This is a genomic window from Streptomyces sp. NBC_01116, assembly GCF_041435495.1.
Lineage (GTDB): Bacteria > Actinomycetota > Actinomycetes > Streptomycetales > Streptomycetaceae > Streptomyces.
The window spans coordinates 6,889,106-6,913,075 of the sequence record NZ_CP108644.1; the positions used below are offsets into that span (position 1 = coordinate 6,889,106).

General features: G+C 70.9%; 10 protein-coding genes. 1 reads left to right on the forward strand and 9 read right to left on the reverse strand.

All coding sequences use genetic code 11. From position 1 onward, the window contains the following. Nucleotides 1–51 precede the first annotated feature (51 nt). The 4 genes from OG245_RS30210 to OG245_RS30225 are packed head-to-tail and all read right to left on the reverse strand — an operon-like array spanning nucleotide 52 to nucleotide 10,917. On the reverse strand, nucleotides 52–2,208 hold the full coding sequence (locus tag OG245_RS30210; protein ID WP_371626524.1) for a DEAD/DEAH box helicase: 2,157 nt from the start codon (nucleotides 2,206–2,208) through the stop codon (nucleotides 52–54). Next, nucleotides 2,205–3,581, reverse strand: a complete 1,377-nt coding sequence (gene brxD / locus OG245_RS30215) for a BREX system ATP-binding protein BrxD (protein WP_371626525.1) — start codon at nucleotides 3,579–3,581, stop codon at nucleotides 2,205–2,207. The genes OG245_RS30210 and brxD overlap by 4 nt, the downstream gene beginning before the upstream one ends. Further along, nucleotides 3,578–6,454, reverse strand: a complete 2,877-nt coding sequence (pglZ, locus tag OG245_RS30220) for a BREX-2 system phosphatase PglZ (RefSeq protein ID WP_371626526.1) — start codon at nucleotides 6,452–6,454, stop codon at nucleotides 3,578–3,580. The genes brxD and pglZ overlap by 4 nt, the downstream gene beginning before the upstream one ends. Beyond that, nucleotides 6,451–10,917: an ATP-binding protein gene (locus tag OG245_RS30225; RefSeq protein WP_371626527.1), complete on the reverse strand. Its 4,467-nt coding sequence runs from the start codon at nucleotides 10,915–10,917 to the stop codon at nucleotides 6,451–6,453. The genes pglZ and OG245_RS30225 overlap by 4 nt, the downstream gene beginning before the upstream one ends. On the opposite strand from OG245_RS30225, the gene OG245_RS30230 reads away from it, so the two are divergent. Next, nucleotides 10,910–11,107, forward strand: a complete 198-nt coding sequence (locus OG245_RS30230; RefSeq protein ID WP_371626528.1) for a DUF397 domain-containing protein — start codon at nucleotides 10,910–10,912, stop codon at nucleotides 11,105–11,107. The genes OG245_RS30225 and OG245_RS30230 overlap by 8 nt on opposite strands. A gap of 28 nt (nucleotides 11,108–11,135) precedes the next feature. Here OG245_RS30230 and pglX read toward each other — a convergent pair whose 3' ends face one another. The 5 genes from pglX to pglW form a co-directional block, all read right to left on the reverse strand. Beyond that, complete coding sequence (gene pglX / locus OG245_RS30235) at nucleotides 11,136–14,942, reverse strand: BREX-2 system adenine-specific DNA-methyltransferase PglX (protein ID WP_371626529.1); 3,807 nt, start codon at nucleotides 14,940–14,942, stop codon at nucleotides 11,136–11,138. A 103-nt stretch (nucleotides 14,943–15,045) separates the two neighbouring features. Further along, complete coding sequence (locus OG245_RS30240; protein WP_371626530.1) at nucleotides 15,046–16,536, reverse strand: hypothetical protein; 1,491 nt, start codon at nucleotides 16,534–16,536, stop codon at nucleotides 15,046–15,048. Beyond that, the gene (locus OG245_RS30245) at nucleotides 16,533–17,948 is read right to left on the reverse strand and encodes a KGGVGR-motif variant AAA ATPase (protein WP_371626531.1); all 1,416 of its coding nucleotides are present in this window, start codon (nucleotides 17,946–17,948) and stop codon (nucleotides 16,533–16,535) included. The genes OG245_RS30240 and OG245_RS30245 overlap by 4 nt, the downstream gene beginning before the upstream one ends. Beyond that, nucleotides 17,945–18,442 (reverse strand): hypothetical protein, encoded by a 498-nt coding sequence (locus OG245_RS30250; RefSeq protein ID WP_371626532.1) that lies wholly within the window; start codon nucleotides 18,440–18,442, stop codon nucleotides 17,945–17,947. Before OG245_RS30250 ends, OG245_RS30245 begins: the two co-directional genes overlap by 4 nt. A gap of 125 nt (nucleotides 18,443–18,567) precedes the next feature. Further along, the gene (pglW, locus tag OG245_RS30255; protein WP_371626533.1) at nucleotides 18,568–23,013 is read right to left on the reverse strand and encodes a BREX system serine/threonine kinase PglW; all 4,446 of its coding nucleotides are present in this window, start codon (nucleotides 23,011–23,013) and stop codon (nucleotides 18,568–18,570) included. Between the last annotated feature and the right edge of the window lie 957 nt (nucleotides 23,014–23,970).

Below are 23,970 nucleotides of genomic sequence, written 5' to 3' on the forward strand. Positions count from 1 at the left end.
CCGTCCCGGCTGGACCTAGGCATCGCCGTGGCCGGTGGCGTCCGTGACGGGTCAGGCGTGCCATTCCAGTCGTACGGGCTCACGGGCCGCGGCAAGGGCACCGTCGAGGTCGGCGAGGCGTTCGGCGAGGGTCGTGGTGGCGATACGGGGTGGGAGGGCTGCCGAGAACTTCAGGCCGCGGACGGCCCGTGGGTCGACTGTGGGCAGTGTGAGGGAGTCGGGGAGTTCGGCGCGGGCGGCTTTCCAGTCGGCGGGGGAGAGGTCCTGGCGGAGCCGGACGTGGGTGTCGGTGGGGCGCTGCACGGGGTCGGCGAGGTTGCCGAGGGAGGCGGTGAGGGTGGCGTTGGCGCGGTAGCCGGCCCAGGTCCACCACCGGGCGGCGTCCGCGTCGCGGACCAGGAGGGAGCCCGCAGGGTGAACTTCGCGGGGTGCGCGGTCCCTTCGGAGTTCAGCGAGGGTCACAGTGGCGCGGCGGGTGAGGCGGACGTCGGGATCAGTACCGAGAAGGACGTCACGCATGGAGCGGGTGAGCGCGTACGACAGACCCCGGGTTTCGTTGCCTTGCCATTTGGCGACGCCGCCGTCCTCGACGGGTTCGACGAAGGCGCGGCGCCGGGCCCAGTCGATGAAGGTGACCTGCCAGCTGCGGCCGGCCAGGAGCAGCCTGCGCGAGCCCTGTCGTTCCTCGGTGAGGACAGCGGGGTCGATGGTGCCGATCTCGGTACGTCCGGCGAGCACGGTGAACTCGGGAGGCGCGGTGAAGGAGGCGGTCAGTTCCATGAAGTGCCGACGCCCAAAGTGCTTCTCGGCTTCGAGGCCGATGAACAGCATGCCGCCGTCGTTGTCGAGAAAACCTTCGGAGACAAGGTGCGAGAGGAGTGGCGCGGCGGACCGGTCGAAGGGGGCTAGGCCGTTCCACTGCCTGGGCCACAGCCGGTCACCGATGCGGTGCTCCTGCAGGGTGATGGCGAGGAGTTGCTGGGCGACGAGGTGGCGGGGAGAGGGCGGCGGAGTGACGGCCTCCACCCAGCCGCGGGACCACAGGGTGAGCAGGCCGGCGGCTTGGAGCAGGCTGCTGGGCCGGGTGGCGAGGAAGAGACAGTTGCGAGTGGTGCCGCTGCGGCGTCCGGTGCGGCCGATGCGCTGCAGGAACGAGGCAACGGTGCCGGGGGAGTCGATCTGGACGACTCGGTCGAGGTCGCCGACGTCGATGCCGAGTTCCAGGGTGGAGGTGGACACGATGACGCAGTCACGCGCCTCGGCGAACGCCTGCTCGGAGCGTGCGCGTTCGTCGGTGGAGAGGGAGGCGTGGGAGAGGAAGACGGTGACCTCGTGGGCGCGCAGAGCCGCGCCGAGCTCCTCCACCTGTTTGCGGGAGTCGCAGAAGACCAGCCGCTTCTCGCCGCGGTGCAGGGCGGAGATCACCTTGGCGGCATTGGCGAGCGAGCCGACGTAGTCGAGTTCGACGTCTCCGCCGGGGCGGGGGGGACCACCGGAACCAGAGGTGTTGTCACCGGCGGGCAGGGTGACACCCGGGGCGATGACCTGGCCCGACCGGCCGGTGGGGCTCGCGCCCTGGAGCCAGGTGAGCAGGGCGTCGGGGTTACCGACGGTGGCGGAAAGACCGATGCGCTGGATGCGGTGGCCGGTCAGCCGTTCCAGGCGTTCGAGTACGGCGAGCAGGTGCCAGCCGCGGTCGTCCCCGGCGAAGGCGTGCACCTCGTCGACGACGACGGCGCGCACCCGGCCCAGCGTGTGCGTGTGGTCGGTCTTGACGCTGATGAGCATCGCTTCGAGGGACTCGGGTGTGGTGAGTATGAAGTCCGGGGAATCGGTCCGGATACGGCGGCGTACGGACTCGGGGGTGTCCCCGTGCCAGAGGGCGGCTCGGCGTCCCACCCACTGGGCGTAGCCGTCGATCCGGGGCGCCAGGTTGTTCAGGAGTGCCTTGAGCGGGCAGAGGTACAGCACGCCGGTGCCCATCCAGCCCTGCTGGTTCATCCGCGTCAGCAGGGGGAACACCGCGGCCTCGGTCTTGCCTCCGGCGGTGGGGGCGAGCAGGAGGGCGTCCTCACCGGCGAGCAGCGGTGTGACGGCTTCCGCCTGCAGCGGGCGGAGCCCGCGCCAGCCGAGGGTGTTGACGATGTGGTGTCCGAGGATCGGGTCGAGCAGGTCGAAGACGTCGGCTGGGGCCGGGGGGACCGTCATGACGACTTCGATTCCGTACTCGGCTCGGGAGCGGTGTCCACGAACGGTTCCAGTTCCAGCTCGATGTCGTCGGCGCCGGCCGCGTTGCGTTCCGTGGGAGTGAGTTCGGCGCTGTCCAGGGTGAGGGCGTAGTGCTTGCGTGGGTCGAAGTCGTCGAACTCGTCGATCCGGTCCAGCACGTCGGCGACGAGTTTGCGCAGGTACAGACGTGGTGCGATGCCGACCTTGCCACCGAGCGATCCGGTGAGCGAGCGGGCCAGCTCTTCCAGGTAGGTGTCGTCGGCGTGGGTGGCGAGACGGTCGGGCCGGCGGGCGTCGGCCGCGTAGATCTCGCGGACCTTGCGGCCCAGTTCGCCGAGCGAGGCCAGGTCGAATCCGGGCAGGCGAAGCTGCACGGCCCGCGGGGAGTCGAAGCGGGGGTCGGTGGTGAAGTCGGTGGCCAGGCGCTGGGCCAGTGGGGGGAGGCGCTGGACGCCCTGCGGCCCGTCATAGAAGGCGGGGGTACCGGTGATGACGAGGAACAGCCCGGGGAACCGGCCGCTGTCGATCTCGTCGAGGAGTTGGCGCAGTGCGTTGAGGGATTTCTCCCGTACGTCGCCCCGCACCCGCTGCAGGGTCTCCACTTCGTCGAGGACGAGCAGCAGGCCCGGATGCCCGCAGTCGCGCAGGACGGTCAACAGCCCCTGGAGGAATCCCAGGGCGCCGAAGTGGTCGAGGTCGCCGCGGATTCCGGCGGCGCGTTTGGCGGCGGCGGCCACGGATTTCTGTCCGCCGAGCCAGGCGATGAGCGCTTCGGCCTGCGGCCCGTCCCCCGAGGCCACGGCCCGGTGGTAGCCGCGCAGTGCGGCGGAGAAGGCCGGGGTGGTGCGGGCGACGGCGGCGAGCCGGAGTTCCAGGAGCTCGTCCACCGCGGCCGCGAGGCCGCCCTCGTCGTCGTCCTCGATCTCACCGGACGCGAGGGCCTCCTCCTCCAGGGCGTACAGCCATGAGTCGATCACCGCCCGCAGCGCGGAGGGTTGGTGGGTGGCCGTGGTGAGGCGTTCGGTGAGCTTGCGGTAGACGGTCTCCAGACGGTGCAGAGGGGTCTCGGTCTCGGAGATCTGCACCTCGCTGACGGCGAGCCCGCGCCGCTTGGCGTTCTCGGCGAGCCAGCGGGCGAAGAAGGTCTTGCCCGAGCCGTACTCGCCGCGCAGGGCGTGGAAGGCGGAGCCGCCGCGGGTGACCGTGTTCAGGTTGTCGTCGAGCGCCGCCTCGAAGCGGGTCAGGCCGACGGCGAACAGGCCGAGTCCCGCCTGGGGCACGGTGCCGCGCCGCAGTGCGTCGAGGACGTCCTGGCGCCGCGCGGTGCTGATGTCGGGTGTCGGCCGGGTCATGCGGGGCCGCCTTCCAGGAACTGCTCCTGGAGCAGGGCCTTGTCGAGCTGGACGGTGCGGCCGGACTCGATGAGCCGGAGCACGGGGTAGCCGTCGATGTTGAGCAGCCGCTCCAGGACGGTGGCGAAGCGCTCTGGGTTGCGCTGGGACTTGCCGGTGGCGGCCTGGGCGGCCGCGGCGACTGCACCCGGCGAGAGCTTCCCGCCGGCCGCGAGCAGCGCGTCGAGGACGGCCGCGACGGCTTTCTCACCGGGAGCCAGACGTACGAACTCCTTCTGCGCCTTGTACGGGAGGCTGCGCACGACGTGCTCGCCCAGGCTTGTCCGGGGGAGCGGGCGGGGAGCGGCGTCCACGTCGACGGCCCGGAGTGCGACCGGAACAGGGGAGCCGGAGGCAGCCGTGGCAGGAATCCGCTCGGCTTTCTGTCGTCCGGCGGCATTCGCTGGGCTGTCGGTCTTCTCCGGTCCTGGGTCCGGGGTCCTAGCCAAGGCCGCGGCATCCGTGGTCCGGGTGTGCCACGGCGCGGTACCCGCCCCCGAGGAGGAGTTCCACCATCCGGGTTCGGTCGCCTCGGAGGGCAGCAGGACCCATCCCGACGGCACGGCTCCTTCGGCCGGGATCAGGGTGGTGACGGGGACGGTGACCTCGGCGAGTGAGGCGCCGCCGTGGTAGCCCGCCTGCCGTGCGGTGTAGCGGATGTCGTCGCGCCAGGCCAGGGTCGCGCGGCCGCTGTCGGTCCGGACGCGTGGCCCGCTCAGCGACACCTCCCCGTCCTGGGGGGTGCCGGTACGCCAGCGGGTTCCCTTGACGCCGGTGACCTGGAGGGGCAGGTTCCCGCGGTCGGTACGGTCGATGACATGTCCGTGGTCGGAGACCAGGAGGACGGGGCGACCGTGGTCGCGGGCCGCGTTCAGCAGGTCGGGCAGTTTGCCGATGTCACGCAGTCCCCAGCGTCCACTGGTGCCCTCCCGGCCTCTGGACAGTGCGTCGTCGATGGTGTTGACCACGACCGCGACCACCTCGTCCGAGGCGAGCGCCTCGATGAACTCGGGGGCGAGGCGGTGCCCGGCCGCGCCTTCGAAGCTGCCCTTATGGAAGAGCCGGCCCTCCCGGTGGCGCTTGCGCCAGAAGGCGGCGAACCCCGAGCGCTCCGCGTCCTGCCCGCCTTCGGAGGCCCGCCCGCACAGCAGGGAGGCCCGGCTGACCCGGGTGATGGAGGGCAGCATCGAGACCGCCGCCTGCCGGGCGGGGAGGGCACCCCTGCCGGGGGAGGGGACGATTTCGGTCCATACCCGCCGGTCCAGCTCGCCGGCGAGCCGGACGGCGACGTCCGCGCTCATTCCGTCGAGTACGACGATCAGCGGCCGGCCGCCGTCGCGGGCCAACGGGGCCGCGGCCCGGGCTAGCACGTCCTCGATGAGCAGGGCGCCCCCGTCGGCCTGCTGGGCTGCGTTCTCGGTCCAGCGGGCGAGCAGCGCGGCGAACGCCTCGTCGATGGCGGACCGGCGCTCCCGTACGGCTCTTATGAGCCGCCGGTAGGCCTCGCCGATGACCGGGTCGGGTGATTCGTCGCCCTCGGCGAGGATGCCGACGGCCAGGTCGACCCAGCCGGTGTCGGCGAGATGTTCCTGTACGGCCTGGCCGACGTGGGAGAGGGCGGGCATTGGCACGGCGAGTCGGCGCAGCAGGCGGACCGCGGTGTGTGCGGTCTCGGTCGAGTGGCCGTACACGGCGGCCAGTTGGTGCGCGGCGAGGTCGTTCAGTGCTGATTCGGCGTCTCCGGCCGCATCGCCGCTTCCGGCGTGCGCACCCTCGGTGAGGGCGGTGGCCAGGGAGCGCAGCCGGCCGCGGTAGCCGGAGGGCAGCAGGCGGTCCGAGGTGATCAGGGTGTCGAGCCGGGCTCCGGCGGCCAGTCGGTCGGCGCGTTCGAGGACGCCGAGGAGCCGGTGCCGGGCCTGGTCGGCCTGGGCCCCGCCGCCTTCCGCTTGCGCGGTCCAGCGGGTGAGGACCCCGGTGGCTGCTTCCGCGAAGGGCTTCAGCCGGTCGAAGGCGGTGAGCGCGCTGCCGAAGAGCGAGCCGAGGGCGAAGACAGCAGCTTCGGACCGGGACGAGGCGAGGGCGGCGGAGGCCAGTGCGCCGAGCGGCAGGGCGTCGGCGCCCCGTCCTTCGGCGGCCAGGGTGAGGAGGATGGGGGCCGCTTCTCCGGCAGCCCGGCCGAGCCATTCGCCGAGACCGCGCCGCTCGTCCTCGGACAGCGCGGCGAATCGTGCGGGGCCCGAGGCGCCGCGGGTCCAGGAGAAGAGGGTGTCGGCGTCCAGGTCCAGGGTGTCGGCCTCGGTGTCGCCGAGGCCGAGCCGGGCCGCGAGCAGGGCGCGTACGGCCCGGTCGCGGGTGAGGACGCCACTGGTGCGGGGCCAGCCGTCGAGGGGTTCGGCCGCCAGGAGGGCGTCGAGCAGCCAGTGCTCGCCGAGCATCCGGGGGTCGAGGTCGGCCGCCCCGAAGATCTGGGCGACGATCTCGGTCCGGTTCACAGGCAGCGGCCGCCGGTGCGGCGCGTGGGCGCGCAGGTCCCAGCCGAGCTGGTCGGGCGGGACGGTACCGGTGACGACGAGGACACTGTCGTCACCGGTACCGTCCTCAGCCTGTGCGAGGTGGCGGTTCCAGGCGTCGGCGATGCCGAGCGGGGAGTCCTGGTCGGTGACGAGGACCCGGCGGTGCCCGGTCCCGACCCGCACGGTGAACTCCGTGTCCTTGTCCGCGCTGTCCCAGACGGCGTCGACCAGGACGAGCCGGCAGCCGGGAGCGCGGGCGAGCTCGGTCTCCAGGAGTACCTCGACGGCCCGGCGGCCGGCGACGGGACGGGTGGTGCTCATCCCTGTTCGCCCTCCCCCGTCTGTACGGTGCCGTCGCCGACAACCTGCCAGACGATCCGCACCGCCGCGTCCGGGTGCGCGGCACGGTAGGCCTCGATCTCCTCCCGTACGGCGGTCAGCTTCCGGGGGAGCTCAGCGGCTCCGGAGGGGCCGGCGTCCACGACGTGCGGGGCGGCCGGAAGACGGTCTTCCGGCCTGCTGTCGTCACCGGAGCGCTCGTCGGCCGGCGGGATGCGGAGCTGCTGGGAGGGGCCGGGGTCGGGCAGCTTCGAGGGCACCGGCGGGATGCCGTGCTGGGACAGGGTGACCTGCTCGGCGTCCACCGGCGGCTGCGGGCCGGGTGCGGAGGCAGGCGGTTCCAGCTGGAGGGCCGCGTCCATCAGTGCGTGGGCGCTCTCGCGGACCTCCTTGAGCACGGGAATCAGGGACCGCTCCAGCTCCGTGGCCCGGGCGGCCTCCGTGATGCGGTCCAGGAACCGCTGGGCCCGGTCGCCCACGGTGTCGTCCCGTGCGCTGAGCTTGCGCACACGTTCGAGGAGCGCCCAGTCGGTGCTGTCCAGGGCCGCGGCGAGCTCCGCGGCGCTGTCCATAGTGTGTGAGAGATCGCGGTCCGGTGTCTCGTACGACAGGGCGGCCAGTTCGCGGACGAGGGCGGTGGGGTCGTCGCCGTGCCGGACGAGCCGGGCCAGGAGCGCGGCGGCGGTGTGCAAGTCCTCGGTGCGCGGGGCCTGCTCCGTTGTGTCGAGGCCGAGGAGTGAGGCGTGGCGCTTGAGGACGGACCGGACGTCTCCCACGCTCTTCTCGTATGCGGAGGCCTTGGCGTGGACGTCGGCGGCCAGCTCGTGGACGTTGCGGGCGAACAGGGCGGGCTTGGCGGGGACGCCGAACAGCCGTCCGGCCCGGGTCCGGGCCGCCGCGTACTCCTCCTCGCCGGGCATCTCCTTGGCACGCAGCGCCCACCCGGGCCCGATTTCGTCCAGTGCGGGGGCCGCCTCGACGGCTCCGTACTTCTCCCAGGTGCGGTTGTCGAGCAGGGCGTAGACGGCGATCAGCAGATTGGTGATCTGCTTGTCGAGGCCGCGGTACCCCAGTCCCTTGTCCTCGGCGGGACGGGTGATCCAGCGGCGGATGTCCTCGGCGGTCAGCTCGGTGGCGTCCTTCTGGCCGTTGAGGGAGGCGACCTGGTTGATGCGGGTCCACCACTCCCGCTTCAGGAGCAACGGCCCCTCGTGGACGGTGCCGAGGTCCAGGGGCTCCACGACCCGCTTGACGGCCCGCAGGTCCTTGGAGTCGACCTCGATGCGAGTGTCGCTCTCGCCGAGCGCCAGGGTGATCCACTTCAGGGCGGTGGTCAGCTCGCTCTGACTGACCGCCTTGGGTACGGAGCCGGTGCCGGGACCGAAGTCCGGGTGCTTGTCGTACATCGCCGAGAACAGTCCGTCGGCGAGCTGGGCGACCGCCTGCGGGAACTGCCTGCTCGCCGGGGGCTGCGGGCGCGGGTGCTCGGGCTGCAGGGACAGGAGGTGCCGGCCGTCGGTCACCTCCGCGCCGACGGTTCCCTCCTTGGCCTGAGTGAGGCCGTAGACCTCGCTCAGTGCGCCGGCCAGGGTCTCGGTGAGCGTCTCCCGGGCCCGCTCCAGCTGGTTGCGGGCCTTGGTCCGCTCCTCGGGCAGGAAGTTGCGGGTGTACTCGGAGAGCCGGTCGCGCTCGAGCAGGAAGTTGATCCGCATCAGCCGCCCCAGCTGAGCCTTGCGCTGCTCGGAGAGGTAATCGCTCAGCCAGACCAGGACGGGAGCCTCGTGGCCGCTGTTGATCAGGCCCTGGACCCGGTGGTAGGCGTCGTCGGGCGAGCGGCGGAGGCTCTCGTCGAAGGGGTAGTCGAAGACGATCCTGATGCGGCCCTGTTCGGAGGCGGTGAACTGTTCATCGGTGATGCTGACGGGGGAGTGGACCGATCCGAAGAAGAATTCCACGGTGCGCTCGGAACCACGCCAGACGATCTTCTTGGTGTCGAGGAACTGCTCCGGGCCCTTGCCGAGTCCCAGTTCCTGCCGCATCCGCTCCCGTGCCCAGGTCTGGCGGACTCCGGTTTTGTCCTCGCCGGCCACGGCGTCCAGGATCGGCTCGACGTCGAGGTCGGACAGGTGGATGGAGAAGACCGGGTCGTCCCCGCCCTCGGCGCGCAGCTCGGCGGGGAACTCCAGCTGCAGGGCCTTCATCCGCTCCCGCACCCGCTCGCCGACCGGGACGGTCCGGGAGCGGACCGAGCCGTGGTTGAGCGCGGCGAGCCGGGTGCCGGTGAGCTGGCGCAGAGCGGGTACCTCGGGGGCGAGCGCGGCGAGCAGCAGGGTCTTGACGAAGCGTTCGTCGGCCCGGAAATCGGTGCTGTCCGGAGAGCCGTACTTCTCCAGCAGGTGCGCCCGGGCCTTGGCGTGGAACCGCATCGCGGACTCCGACTCCTGGTTCAGCTTGTCGGTGAAGGCGGTGCCGGTGCCGTGGATCAGCACGTCCCACAGGTCGCCGAGCGGGATCAGGCTGCCGAGCTCGGTGTCGGCATTGAGTTCCATGAGCTGCTGCACCAGCTTCAGCCCTGAGCGCTCGCGCTGGAGCGCCCCGGACAGGGCGACCAGCACGTTGAGCAGGGCCGGGGAGAGCGGGTACACCGACCGAAAGTCCTCCCAGCGCGAGCCGGTGGCGCCGTCCCCGTCGAGAAGCACGTCCTTCACGATCTGGCTGGTCCGGTCGATACCGGCGAACGCGGCGTCGAGGACCGCCTCCTGGCCGGCGCGCGGCTTCAGGACCCGCTCCTTGATGATCTCCGGGAGGTTGCGGTCCTCCAGATTGATCACCTCGAAGCGTTCTTCGAGGTACTTCAGGGCCTGGTTGAGGTTCTCCACGTCGGAGCCGAGAACGTCCTTGCCGACGAGCTGGGAGAGGTCACGCTGCCGGGAGACGAAGGAGATGATCGGCACCGGCCGGTCGGGGTTGGTGGTCTCGATCAGCTTGACGGTCTTCTGGATCTGCTCGTTGATGAAGGTGCGGTCGGACATCTTGGCCTGCAGCCACAGCACCAGCTCGTCCAGGAACAGCACCACCCCCTGGTAGCCGAGGCCCTTGGCGTGCTTGCTGATCTCGCTCAGCCCGTCGTCCAGCGGGATGTACGCCCCCTCCTCGCCGCCGGTGCTGCCCGCGTACGACTTCATCGGGCCGTCGAACAGTGCGGTGACCAGCTGGTCACGGCCCGGGTCGCCGGCGGGGGCGTCGAGTGCGGCGTCGAGTGCGGCGGCCGTCCAGCCCTGGGCGGGGGCGGCGCCGATCGGCCGCAGCTCGGGGGTGTCGTCCCCGTCGGCCGGGGCGGCGGGCGGCACGGGGGCCTTCTGCGACCTGGGCGCGGGGAGCAGCCGGAGGAACGCCTCGTCCCCGATGGAGGCGCGCAGGTTACGGGCGTCGGCGAGCAGCGAGTCGGCCCGGAAGACCAGGGGGGTGGCCTCGTCGGGGTGCAGCTTGCGCACGGCGTCGGCATAGCCGCCGAGCAGCGCCCCCTCCAGGCTGGGGTAGCCGACCAGGTGGAAGGGCACCATCAGGAATTTCTTGTCCCGCAGCCAGTCCTGGTGCCCGGTCACCACATCGCCGAGGCGCTCCTTGGTCTGGGCGGCCGGGTCTCCGTTGAGCACGGCGTGCAGCACCGTGAGGAAGTGACTCTTACCGGCGCCGAAGGATCCGTGCAGGTAGGCGGCGTACGAGGTGTTCTTCCGCAGGGCGTCGCGGACCAGCCGCAACGCCTTGTCGAACTCCTTCGCCAGCTGCGGGGTGACCACGTACTCGGCGATGGAGCCGGCCGACTTCCCGGAGAAGCCCTGCGACAGCTCGATCTTGAAGTCGCCGGCGTGGGCGTCCTCCTTGATGTCGAGAACGTCCCTCAGTACGGTCCCGTTGCCCATGGCCATCAGCAGTTCCAGCTCCCCACAGCGTCCTCGCCCCGCGCTGCCGCACCACCACGGCCGGGCGTGACTTCTATCCTGCCAGCTCACCCGGGTGGAGGAGCCCGGATCGGGACGGCGGAGCGCATCAGCCAGGGGCTCTGGAAGGGCGGAGACAGGCCCATACAGTCTTGCCGGGCGCGCCCTCGCGGGGCCGCACCGCCAGTCCTCGGCGAGCGCCGCGACGATCATGAGACCCCGGCCGGCCACGGCGGTGGCGTCGGGGGCGGCCGGGGCGGGCAGGCGCTCGCCCCGGGTGTCGCTGACCTCCACCCGGATCAGGCCGTCCCGCTCGCGGCTCAGACGCAACAGCGCGCCCCGCCCGCGCACCGCCCCGTGCGTGACGGAGTTCGCCGCCAGCTCGGCGACCACCAGGGCGACGGCGTCGTTCGTCTCCGAGCCGTAGCGGTGTGCCCAGACGTGCAGCCGGTGGGTGGCCAGGCGGCGGGCGAGGCGGGCCCCTGGTGGGAGAGCAATGAACACGCGGGTTTCCGCAGGTGAACTGGTCTGGGTCAAGAGCAGTTACAGCGCGGGCAGCGCTGGGGACTGCGTCGAGGTCGCCGCTACCGTCGATGCCGTCCACGTGCGGGACTCCAAGCGGGCCGAAGGGCCGACCTTCGCCGTCGGGGCCGAGGAGTGGGCCGCGTTCCTGCGCATCGCGGGGCACGGCTGAAGTACGTGGCCCCTTAAGGCTATTCGTGCTACTTCGCCGCCCGGCGCCCGCCCCGCTTCGGCTCGGGACGCCAGTCCCGCAGGTCGGAGGGGGAGAGGTCGCGAGCCTCCAGAGCGATCTTGAGAGCGGTGCGGAACTCCTCCTTCGCGTTGCTGCCCCAGTCCTCGTCGTACGCGTCGTACCACTGCTCGACCCAGGGCAGGACCTCGGCGAGACCGGCCAGGAGCGGCACGTATCGGGGGTCCTCGCGGGGCCAGCCGTTCTGCTCCAGGCGGTCGGTGATGAGACCGGACAGGGCTTCGGCCTGTTCACGGTGGTCCCAGCCGGCCCAGCCGATCAGGAGTGAGGGGTCGCCGTCGGGGGCGGAGCCCGGGTAGGAGATGAACCGTTCCTTGGGTACGTCGAGCTTGCCGCGGTTCGACCAGTAGCTGTGCCTGAGGAAGTCCGCGGAGGTGTACTTGGGCGGGACCTTGATGTCGAGGCGCTCGCCGGACTCGTCCTCTTCCCGCTGGCGCTCCCAGACCTCCTCCCACTGTGCGCGCTTGCGCAGCCCGGACTCCTTGTAGCGCAGGACGGCCAGGTGCGGCACGTGCTCGGTCTCGATGACGGCGGCGAGGACCGTGGACAGCCGGGCCTCGCGCTGGCCGAGATGGTCGGCGGCGTAGAGCGCGGCGACGGTCTGCACGTCCTCGTCGTTGCGGAGCCGGTCGGCGAGCTGGTAGATGGTCATCGGGCAGGCGGAGTCGAAGCCGTCCCGGTCGGTGTACCAGAGGTCCTTGCGCTCGGCGGCGTCCAGCAGCCAGGTCCGCAGGGCGGCGGCCTCACGCTTCCCCCACGGCTCGGTGGACCAGCGGCGCTTGAACTCGGGGCGCTCCAGGAGGCGGATGTCCTTGTCGTGCGCGATGAGGTCCAGGCGGGCCTCGACGACGCGGCGGTAGGCCTCGGGCCAGTCGGCGGGGATCTCCGTGGTGGGGGTGGAGTGGTGCCGGGTGAACCAGGCGGTCTCCGCGTCGCTGCGGGCGAGCGCGATCTCGAATGCGCGCTGTCCTAGGGCGAGTTGGGGCGCGTCTGCGTCGGTCAGCGTGTCGGGGCTGCCGGACAGGGTGGTCCGTTCGACCTCCTCGGGGGTGAGGAGGCCGTAGAGCCCGTACACGGTCCAGTCCAGCTCCTCCTGGAGGAGGATCATGAGGGCGCGAATGCGGTCCTGGGTGGCGCGGGCTTCGTCGAGGCAGGCCCGGGTGGGGAGGGCGGCCACGATGAGAGCGGACGGCTCGTGGTCGGCGAGTTGCTGAGCGAGAGTGTCTAGCTCGCGGGCCAAGGGCAAAGGGGAATTCGACGGGAGCGGGAACTGGTTAAGTTTTGTTGAGCTGAACTGGTAAAACTCTTCCCAGGCCCAACGTCCGGTGGAGCGCTCTCCTCCACGGTTCCCTTTTCCTTGACTCACTTGCTTTAGCCAGAAGCAAGCGGCCGAAGAATTAAGGAACCCGAGCAGCTCAAGATGCTGCTCCTCGCTTGCCCCCTCAGGCAGTTTGATCACCGGAGCGGTCTGCTTGAACACCTTCCCGCCCCGGTCCAGCACGAAGTGATTGTGAGTGGAGACTTCGCCGTACGCGATCGACAGCGGCGTTCGCAGCTTACTCGTGGTCAGCCGTCCGTACTCCGACCACTTCAGACCGCCCTCGACCTTGGTCTTCCTGCCGAAGAGGATGTTGTTCGCAATGCTGGTCCGGCTCGGCCACATGAAGTGATGGAGAGGTTCGATGTCCTCCACGTCAATTGGTTCGAACTCCGGTGAGTACGGGAACAGGGCGGCTTCGAAATCTCCGCCGTTCCAGTCCCGGAGGAGGTCTCCGGTGACCATGGGGCGTGTCCATTCCTCCGGAATTCCGGAGGTCTTCACGGCGCGCTGCGGCAGCAGGTAAAGATCGTCCTCAAGCGTGAACGAAGTAATCCCCAACGACTCGGCGACGCTGCTCAAGCGGGCTGCCGAAGCATCTTCGATCCGCTCCAGCAGGTCCCCCGCCCCACCCCCACTCAGCGACCACGGGTGCTCCGCGAACCGCGCCCGCTCCGTGTCCTCCACACTGACCCACTCCGACTCGCTCCCTGGCTTGCGCCACTGTTCGGTGATCGCCTGCCAGACCTTGCCCTGGGCCGCGTACTTCGGCTCGTCCGGCTCCCCCCGGACGCCCAGCACAGCCCGGATCGGCCGGCTCTGCCGGGCGACCTGGTGGCGGCCCGCCAGGATGACGGTCGGCGTGCCGTGGCCGGGGATGAACGCGCCGGAGGTGTCGATGACGTGGGTGAGGTCGACGCCCGCGTAGTTGTCGGTGCGCCGGGTGCCGGGGTCCTTGTAGGGGCCGCCCTGGAAGAAGGACTGGATCAGCGTCGACCCAAACTCCCGCTTCATGAAGGAGTTCGCCGTGATCTGCCCGGTGAACCCGCCGTCACGACCCGATCCGCCCGCCCGGACCGCCAGCTCGAAGATCCGCTGGGCGAAGGGCACGGACAGCGCGTACTTCCCGGAACAAGTCCAGTATGCCTTGCGGTAGTTCGCGTTCTCCAGAGGGTCCTTCACCGTGATGTACGGCGGGTTCGCCACCACCACGTGGTACGAGCCGCGCCCGAGCAGGTCCACCCGCTTGACGTAGTCCTGGACGTCCTCCGTCCGGTACGTGAAGACCTCGTCGTTCCGCTCGGCGTCGTCCAGCGTGGCGTCCGTCTTCCGGCCGGCCTCGCGCCCGTGCAGCAGGGAGTCGGCGACCGCGATGTTGATCGGCACTCCGGGGGCGGCGGAGATCGTCCTGACCCCGCACTCCTGGACCACGGCGACCAGCATCCGGAAGCGGGCGATGGCGACGGCGAAGGGATTCTTGTCTGCCCCGTGCACCGCCTCCAGCGAGCGGCGGATCAGCAGCCAGTCCTCCTCGCCGGGAGCCGCCTCGCGCCACTTGGCGAGGATCCGGCGGAAGAGCCCGAGTAGGAAGTGACCGGAACCGCAGGCCGGGTCGATGCAGCGCAGACCCCGTACCTCCGGATTCTCCGGGTCGTCGGTGTCGTACATCTCGCCGTCCCAGTTCACTGGACGGTGCTTCCACACCGGCTCCAGGGTGAACTCCTCCACCGCCGGCTCCAGGGTCAGGTCGAGGATGAACTCCTCGACGAAGTCCGGGGTCTGGAGCAGGGCGTAGGTCTTGCGGGCGTGCTCGGACAGGTCCTGGTAGAGGTCGCCGAGGAAGCGGGTGTCGAGCGCGGGGTCGGTGAAGTCGTGGCGCAGGGTGCCGTCGGCGCCCCGCTCGCGCCAGAAGGCGAGCAACCGGGCCCCCGCCGTGTAGGACGGATTCAGCTCCCACAGCGGGTTGTGGGCGGGGTCGAAGAGGCCCCCGGTGATCTCGTGCTCGCGGCCCAGCGCCCGGAAGGACTCCTGCAGCCAGTCGCGGTCGTTCTTCTCGGGGTGGCGGCGGAAGAACGCGTCGTGGTTGTCCTGGGCCTCGGCCAGCCGCTCGCCGGGACCGGCCAGCCGGGCCTCCCGTACGAGGCGGTTGTCCTCGCAGAACCGGACGAAGACGCAGGCGAGCACCCAGGCCGAGGCGATCTGGACCAGACGCTCGTCCAGCCAGCCCTCGTACCGCAGGGAGGTGCGTTCCGCACCCAGGGCACGCTCGTACTCGGCGGTCAGGGCGGCTTTCGCCTCGCCGCCCTCCGCCTCGCGCTCCCGCAGGTCCTCCACCAGGAGGGCGACCTGCTTCTGCAGATCCTTCAGCAGCACGTCACGGTCCAGCGAGGCGGTGGCCGCCTCCGTAGTCTCGGGCGTGCGTGCGTCCTCGGGGGGCACGGGCGGCACCTCGTCTTCCTGGTTCTTCGGAGCGTTGGTCCCGCCAGGTCGCTCGTCCTCGCGGGTCCGTCCATCCTGCCAGGTCGGTGTCCGGTACCGGCCGCTACCTGCGGCCGGTCAGCGGGATGCCGCCCTTGCGTCCGAGGCCGAAAGCGAGGCGGTAGATGTCGGGCAGGTCGAGCAGCGCGTGCTCGTCCCGCTCCTTGTCGCGCCGGCGCATCACGCCCAGGTCGACCAGCTCCTCGATCAGTCGGGGCAGGTCGTCCGGGTGGCGGGGGCCGGTGATGACCAGCTCGGGCCGGTCGTGCTGGGTGTAGCGGGCGGAGTCCCGGCGCAGCTCACTCGGCAGATCGTGTTCCTGCCAGATCTCGATGATCTTCCCCTGGGTGATCGGTACCTGGCAGCCGGACAGCGGCTCTATCGCCGTCCTGACCCACGGGGTGTCCTCGCCGACCTGGTCCACCCGCACCCTGGACGCCGCGCGCACCCCGCTGTGGATGGCGGAGTGGTGCAGCGCACGGTCGTGCCCGGGCCGGGTGACCTCGGCGGCCTCGGACAGGGCCTTGAGGAAGCTGCGCGGGCTGATCCGGTCCTTGCTGTCCATGAGGTGGTTGGGCAGCCAGGTGTAAGGGCGTCCCTGGCGGACGTTGCTGCCCATGTACGGGTCGGCGATCTGCTCGAACAGCTCCGTTTGAGCCTTGGCGTCGTTGCGCAGGGCGATCGGCGGGACATGCCGGGCGGACGCCCCGTCCGGCCCCTGGGTGCTCTCCCAGCCGCCGGTGATCCGGCGGAACCTCTCAGCGTCCGCGCCGCCCTCGTTGCCCAGATGATGAAAGAGAAGCCCGTACAGATCGGTACGGGACCAGGTCAGTTCCGCCGCGTTCCCCGACAGTTTCGACGCGTCGGGGAAGAGCTGCTTAGCGGCCTCGAACATGTCGGGGCGCAGGAACACCTTGAAGCGGATGTTGCGCGTGCCGAAGCGCATCCGCTGGGCGACCCTGAGCAGTCCCGCGATCAGCCGGTCCACGACGCGCTGATCGGGGTGCAGATGCTCCAGGCCGTCGAAGACCAGGAGATGCACCACGTCCTCGGCGAAGGCCCGCGCGTCCGCCTCCTCGATGGTCCGGTCGGCCGGACCGGGATTCGCACGGAGCCAGGAGAGCTTGTCGCCCCACTCGGTGAGCGCACACAGCTCCGGTTGCCCGAGCGCGGTGAGCAGCACGGCGTACCAGATTTCCTCCGGCAGAGCACCACCGTCCACGAGGCGTGGCAGCGCCATCGGGCCGGGATAGGAGTCCGACCGTATGTCCTGGCCGTAACCGGGGGAGACCTGCAGCTTATTGAGCCGGTTGATGCGGTACTCGGCCGCCGCCGCCGCCCGCAGGACCGGGTCGAGGAGGGACCGCGCCCAGAAGGTCTTCCCGTCACCTCGGCCGCCCTCGACCACCGTGGAGTCCACGTACAGGGCGGACCGGTGGAGATCCGGCATGTACAGCGAGTGCGAGTCGGGCCGCCGGGTGTCCGCGTCGACCGTGCCCTCCAGCGCCCTCGACAGCAGATCGCGGTAGGCGTCGGCGCTCAGCGGCTCGGTCATCCCGTCTCTTCCTCGTCGTCGTTCCCGTCGACCGGGTCGGCCAGGACCAGCGGAACGACCGTCGCGAGGAACTCAAGGTACGCGGCCCGTACGAAGACACGCTCCTGCCACTGCGGGGAGTCCGGGACGTTCATGCCGACCAGGCCCGGCTCGAAGAGGATCGGGACCGGGTGATGAGGAGCGGAGTCGTCCTCCGGGGACGGGGCGAACGGGATACCGCCTGTGGTTCCCTCACCGGAATCCGACCGCTGCGGATCCTCGGCCGTGCCCTCGGCCATGACCTCGTCGTAGAGCGTGGAGAAGCAGTCGTAGGAGTTCAGCCGGAAGGATCTCAGGTAGATTTCCATCGGGTGGTGGACCGAGTCCGGCACCATCGAGGCCACCATGCGGAGCTTGTGTCGGATGTCCGGGCCCTGCCCGGACGCCGCCCACGCGTCGAAGAGGTCCCGGTATCCTGACCAGGTCTGCGCATTGTCCGCGCCGAAGAGCAGCGCGAGGTCGCACAGCCGGGAGATGGTCACGGCGGCGACGTCGTGGATGCCGGCCCGGCTGTCGAGCAGCACCACATCGGGGCGGCGCCCGCTGTCGCCCTTCTCCACCGCCTCCTCGCAGGCACGGACGGTCGCCTCCAGGCGGTCCGCGAAACTCGCGCCCGGGGAATCGGCGTAGACACGGTTGAGCTTGTCCACGTAGGCGTTGGGCGTGCCGTCGCCCGCCCCCCGAGCCGGGGCGATCCACAACTCACCCCGGTTGCGCGGCTCGTACCCCGACCTGGTCACGATCTCCAGGCCCTCCTCGTTGCCGAGAGCCGCCTCCACAAGGTGGTCGACGACACCGTGGCGGCACAACCGCCCCGTCCCGAGAAGCAGCGGGCCGATACCCGGCGACTCCAGGTCCAGGTCGATCACCAGCACGATCTTGCCGGTGTCGGCGAGGGAGCGGGCGAGGACCGAGGTCGCCGTGGTGCGGCCTACGCCGCCCTTGAAACCGTACAGAGCGGTGCGATGGGTGCGGGGCCCGAGCTTCGGTGCGGACGGCGTGGAGACCTGGGTCCAGCCCTCGCCGACCACGGTGTTGTCCAGGAACCGCACAGAGCCGACGGAGGTGGACCCGTCGGGGGCGTTGATCGCACGAGGGGACCTGAGCAAGGCGTCGGCCGAGAACATCCGGGACTTCAGCAGGACCCGCCGCTTGCCGCAGTACGGACCGAGCCGGTCGTGCAGGGTCGCCGACCAGCGGTCGTGCTGTCCGGCATCCACGCCTTTGCCGTCGTCATCAACGATGAGAGTGAACCGGCCGAGCACGTCCCGTACCAGTACGACGTCGTACCCCTCCTCCGCCACGTCCCGTGCGATCCCGAACGCGATCGGGCGGGAACTGTCGAAGCGGACCGGGAAGTCGTCCGCGGTCATGAGGTCCTTCCGGTGAGCTCGTACAGCTCGTACAAGGAGAGGGCGAGGCGCGCGGCCTCCTGGCGGCCGGCCACGACCGAGTCGGAGACCTGTCTGCCGTCCCGGTAGCGGTCCGCCAGGTCCCAGGACGCGAAGACGTTCAGCCGGTCGACGGCCTCCACGAAGGCGGGGCCTCCGCGGCCGTACGCCAGCAGAGGGGCCGCCCCCAGGACCTGGTTGATGTGGCCCAGCCAGTCCTCTTTCCCGGTCAGGGGATTCACCCACCGTGCCCGGTTCGCCGCAGTCCCGTTGCGGTACGTGGACACGTCGTGCACCGCGAACCGCAGCAACAGGCTCTTCAGCGCGCACTCGGCGGCGAACCCGAAGAGGTGGTCGGCGGTCGGCCACCGCTGGTCGCCACAGAGATAGACGGCATCATGGTAGTGCCGCGCTCCGGCGAGGGCGTACTGCTGCTCCATCACCGCGTCCTGGGCTCTCACGTCTTCATCCGGCACGCGCTGATCATAAGCGGCGAGGCTGCTCCGAAGGGGTGAATTCGCGCAGGTCGTGGGCGGTTGAGCTTGCGTCAGGGATGGCCGGCGAAGGAAGGGGCCCCTGCGCCGTGACGCCGCCGCTCCCCTCACTCCTCCCCGCGAAGTTCCCTCAACGGTAGCCCTTCGAGGACCACCCACTCGCTCACCCGGTCCACCACGTCCACCGTGCGTCCCTCCAGAGCCGGGGTGGCCTGGGGGTCGTCCATCGGGACGAGCAGCCACAGGCCGTGCGGGGTGTCGGCGGGGCGGCGGGCCGACTGCTGCAGGGAGACCAGGAGTTCGCGGCCGCCGGCCTCCCAGTAGCGGGCCACCAGACCGGCCCGGTGCAGCAGCGGGACGGTGCGCGGGCCCGCCTGCTCGGCCAGGTCCGCGCACCGCTGTGCTACGCGCTCGGCGGCGAACCGGGTGTAGGAGCCCAGGGCAGTGCCCAGGAGGCCGGTGGCGGTGAACCCGGCGTCCGCCTTCAGCAGGGCCCGCCAGGGCACCCCCTGCTCCTCGGCCAGTTCGCGCAGCGCGGTGAGGAACAGGTCGTCCAGGGCGATCGGGAGAACACCGCAGCGCTCGGCCAGCCGCTCGGCGAGGCCCGGAAGGTAGGCGCCCCTGACGGTCAGCGCCAGGAACCCGCCCCGGCGCAGCGCGTCGTCGAGGCGCAGGGCGAGGATCCGGCGCGGATCGCGCCCCTCGGCCAGCTCCGCCTGTGCGTCGCCGTAGAGAGTGCCGGTGCCGGGCACGGACGTCATGGTGTACGCGGGCCGGCTCCGGTCGGGATCGTGCGCGGGCGGGAAGAACAGCGAGCGGTCCCGGTCGTACTCCAGCGGGAAGCCGGCCTTCTCCAGGGCCTCCTCCAGCTCCACGTACGTGATGTCGGCCAGTACCGCCAGGCCCGGGAAGCGGGAGCGGAGCCGGGCCAGCAGGTCATCGGCCCCGATGCCGATGGCGCGCCGCACCCCGGCCGCCGCCTGGGAGACGCGCAGTGCCCGGTCCAGACCGAGGTCCAGGGGGAACAGCTCGAACCGCGGAGAGACGCCGACACCGCCGGCCATCGACGCGGCCAGCGCCACGAGACGGGTGTCGGCCGGGGGGGCCATCCCCTCCGGTGCGGGCACCGCGCGCAGTTCGCGCAGGACGGCCTCCTTGCCCGGCAGCGGATCGCGGGCCGCCAGGGCCTGGGCGGCGTGGCCGAGCTCGGTCGCGTGATCGGCCAGCTCCACCGGGGTCGGGTCGTCGCTTCCGGGAAGGTCCTCCAGAGCCAGCAGGACCGTGCCGCCGCGCCGCAGCACGGCGATCCGGGGCGGAGGAGCGGACCCCTCCCCGTCTCCGACCCCGTGCTCGATCCCGTGGGCCTCGTCCAGCCGGCGCGACTCGGCCTCGACCGCGGCTCGTACCACGGCCAGCGCCAGCGCCTGCAGGTTCGCGCGGTCCGTGTCGTCGTCCACGTCCTGCGGGGCGTGCCTGACCCGGAGCTCGGCCGCGAGCTCGGCGGCCGTCATCACCCGGCCCTGCTCGGACAGTACGGTCACCAGCTCGTCGCGGACCCGGCCGAGCCAGGGCAGTGCGGCCCACTGCCCTATCGCGGCGCTCTGGTGCTGCGAAACGGTCGGCTGGCTGATGCCCAGGGCCTTGGCGATGGCCGGCTGGGAGGGCCAGCTCTCGGCCAGGGCGGCACCGGGCAGACCCAGGGTGGCCAGGACGACGTCCGGCCGCGGCCGGGTGCGCCGGCCCGTCGTCGCCGCCGGGGTGAGCCGGGCGGCCAGGGTCTCCACCGACTCCAGCGCCTCCTCGGGGGCGTCGGCGGGCAGCGAGACGGGCTTTCTCCCCGCAGGGCGCTGCCGCAGCTCCTGGAGCCACTGCTTGCGCCGCCGGTTCAGCTCCTTGCGGATCACGTTCCCGGCGCCCCGGGCACGGGAGATCGAGTACGCCGGGACGTCCAGGAGCGCCTCCACGGTGGAGGCCCCGAGACCGGCCGCCACCGAGACGGCCCGCGGCGACAGCCCCGCCGCGTCCAGCGAGGTCTTCGGCCCGGCAGCCGCGGCCGCCTGTTCCCGGGCGTCCTCCACGTCCTCGGCCTGCCGGTCCACCGTGGCCGGGGTGGTCGGCGGCCGAGCCGAGTCCGCCCGGCGGAAGACGTCCCGCCAGGCATCCTGCAGCAGACGCAGACTGCCGTAGCGCTGATCGAGATCTCGATGCAGTGCCCGGTGGAAGAAACTGGTCAGTCCCTCCCGCAGGGCGGACTCGAACAGCTCGTCAGCGACATGGAGCTCGGCGTCCGCGACGGTCAGCGGATCCACCTGGCCATCGCCCCACAACGGGCGTTCGCCCGTGGCCATCTCGTACAGGGTCACCGCCGCCGCGTACCACTCGGCGTAATCGTCGTAACGGGAACGACGGCTACTGCCCAGGAACGGGTCGAGATAGCCGCGGGTGCCGGCCCGCAGATCCTGGTCGGATGCGTTGGCCAGCGAGAAGTCGAACAGCATCAACTGCCAGGAGCCGTCGTTGCGTTTGAACAGGCCGAGGTTGTCCGGCTTGATGTCACGGTGCCGCACCCCACGGGCGGCGAGAGTGTCCAGAGCGTCGAAGAGGTCGGTGCCGAACCGCTCCAGCTGCCCGTAGCCGAGCCGCCCCTCACCTCGCAGCCGCGAGCCCAGGCTGACCGGCTCCCGGTCCTGGGGGGAACGGAACCCGCCCGCGTACTCGATCTCCAGGACGGTGCGGCCGCCCACCTCACGCGGGTCGGCGAGCAGCTTGACGATGCGGCTGCCGCCGACCTCGCGCAGCGCCTTCGCCTCGGCGTAGAGACGGGCGTCCTTCTCACGGTCGAGGGCCACCTTGAACACCCGCAGGGAGGCTTCGTCGTAGGCGCCCTCTTCGGTGCGGTGGGCGACCAGGATCGCGCGGGCAGTGGCGCCGGTGCCGAGGACCCGTACGACCTCCCACTCCTGGTCCAGATACTGCCCGGCCTTGGCGGTCAGCGGGTCGACCGTCACCGCCGCCGACCGTCCGGTCTGCGCGAACTCGGCCTCCGCGGCGTCGAGCAGCTGCAGGAACTCGTCGGCCGAGGTGAGCCGGTGCTGCACATCGGAGGCGGTGGCCCGGAAGACCAGGTCGTCCAGGGTGGCCGAGACGCTGTCGGAGACCGCGTACGGATGCAGGCCACCCTCGGCGGCCAGCCGGTCCACCAGGGAGCTGCGTACCTCGGCGGGAGGCTTCCCGGTCAGCAGGAGGTAGGAGAGGCTACCGAGGCCGAAGATGTCCAGGTCGACCGGGTCGGCGAACTCCCGGGACGTCTCCGGGGCGAGATACACCTGGGCCGTGTCGGCCACCAGACCGGAGTCCAGCGGAGTGTCGGCCAGCGACAGATGGGAGCTGGATTCGAAGTCCCGGGCGGCCGTCTGCCAGTCCGCGATCCGCAAGGTCGGGTCCGTGCCGTCCTCGCGGGCGCTGACGTACACCGAGCGGGCGGCCAGCGCCCGGTGGTAGAGCGAGCGATTGTGCGCGTACCGCACGGCCTCGGCGAGCTGGCGCACCAGATCCAGACGTATCGTGGGGGAGAGGAGGCCCCCATAGGCGTTCAGGTAGGCGTCCAGCCGCAGATCGGCCTCGCGGTGCCGGAAGAGGATCGCCGGGCCGCCCTGGTGCTCGCGGATCTGCACGGCCTGGACGATGCCGCGGTGGTTGATCCCCTGCAGGACCTGATACTCGCGACGGGCCGCACGGTCGAGGCGGCTGCGCTGCTCGGCGGACGAGTCCTGCCCCGACAGATAGATCCGGACCCGGCCGCTCTCCTTGGCCAGGCTGTCGTCGCGGACCGCGAGGCGGTCCTCCCACCCAGGGCCCGCGTCCAGAGCCCGCGGCTCGAGGCGCCAGTCGTCCCCGTACCGCAGATGAGCGGTGGAATGGCTGATCCCGACGCGTTTCATCAGCTGTTCGAGGCGGGCGCTGTCCTGCGGGGTGACCCGCCAGCTCTCCCGCTCCGGAGGGAGTCCGAGCAGCCCGTCCCAGATGCCGGGCAGCCCGCTTCCGGAGTCGTTCAGCCCGTAGACGGCGGTGCGCTGGAACTCGTCCAGCTCGCTCACCAGGGCGGCGTCGTGCAGGAAAACGGCCGGCTTGATGAAGGGCACCTTGCGCGGATCGATACCGGAGGCGCGGGCTGCCTGCTCCAGCTGAGCCTTGAGTTCCTTGGCCTTGAGATCGGTCAGGTGCAGCGGATTACGGAGCGTGCGCACCCGGTCGCTGTGGAACTGCCAGGTGTCACCGTGGTTCACCACCCGGCCCGGATGTCCCTTGAGCTCCAGGAGGTACACGCCACCGGGCACCGCGATCAGCAGATCGCACTCGTTGACCCGGCCGGTGACGCCGGTGAATTGGAAGGTGGCCCAGGCCCGGTACGGCTCGGTCGCCGGCATCAGCCGACGGATGTGGTCCAGACCCTCCTGCTCCCAGCGGAAACCGGAACGACGCGGCTGGAACCAGTGCTCACGGGCCGGCGGCGGACCGGGGCGAGGAGCGGACGGCCGGGGAGTCGACGACACCTGGGGACCTCCGGTACGGGACAGGCGGGGACGGGCTTTACGAACGGTGGAGGGCGCCGGGGTGCGGGCCGGGTCCGGCGCATGCCCCAGACCTGTACGGAATCGTAGTCGCAGCGGGCTGACCGGCTGGTCCTGTTCGCGATCACCCTCCCTCTCCGGCTCTCTTCCGGGCACGGGGGCGTATGACGAGGCGGCCCAAGTCACTCAAGGGCCCGGAGAGTTCGCCACGGTGGCCGGCCGCGGTAGGTGGCAGGAGTCGGCGGTCCCCGCCGTCGCCGACGGGCCCGGGCGATGGCCGCGTCCCTGCGCCTGGCGGGGCGCGGCTGACGGGTGTGCGAAAGGGCTGCACACTTCGAGGGAGAGGTGCGCCGGGCCTTTGTTGTAGCGGGCGGTGACGGGGCCGTGTTCGACCTCAGCTCTCACGCCGTCGGGGGCGTCGTCCTCGGTGCACGGCTCGGCCAGGCGCTGGGCGAGGTCGTCCAGCCATTGCTGTGCTCATTGCCGGAGTGAGGAAATCCGGGCGGCGTCCAGACCGTACGCCTCGCACTCCGTGTCGCTGACCCATTCCGGGGTATCCAGCCGGTCGTGGAGTTCCCGCAGGTCGAATTCCTCGGGGCGGCGTGCGCCCAGGTTCTCCAGCTTGCCGATGCTGCACTGTTCGGCTGCGTCGTGCGGTGTCGTGGGAGCTGGGGATGAAGTCGCGCAGGGTGCGGCGAATCTGGATTTGCTCTTGCTGCCCTCGAACTTCAGCTCCGTGATCCGCGGGCATGATTCCGGGTCACCCTGTGAGCATGCGAAGGGCGTGTGATAGGCGGTAATTCAGCGTCTCGCCTGCCGAAGGAATCCGTGCTGCTAAAAAAGCGGCGGATCGCCGTGCAGATGGTCTGGGGCTGCTTCAGAGGGAGTTCCGGCCGTGTTGGTGAGGAGCCGGTAGAGCAGGTGCTTAGAAGACACCTG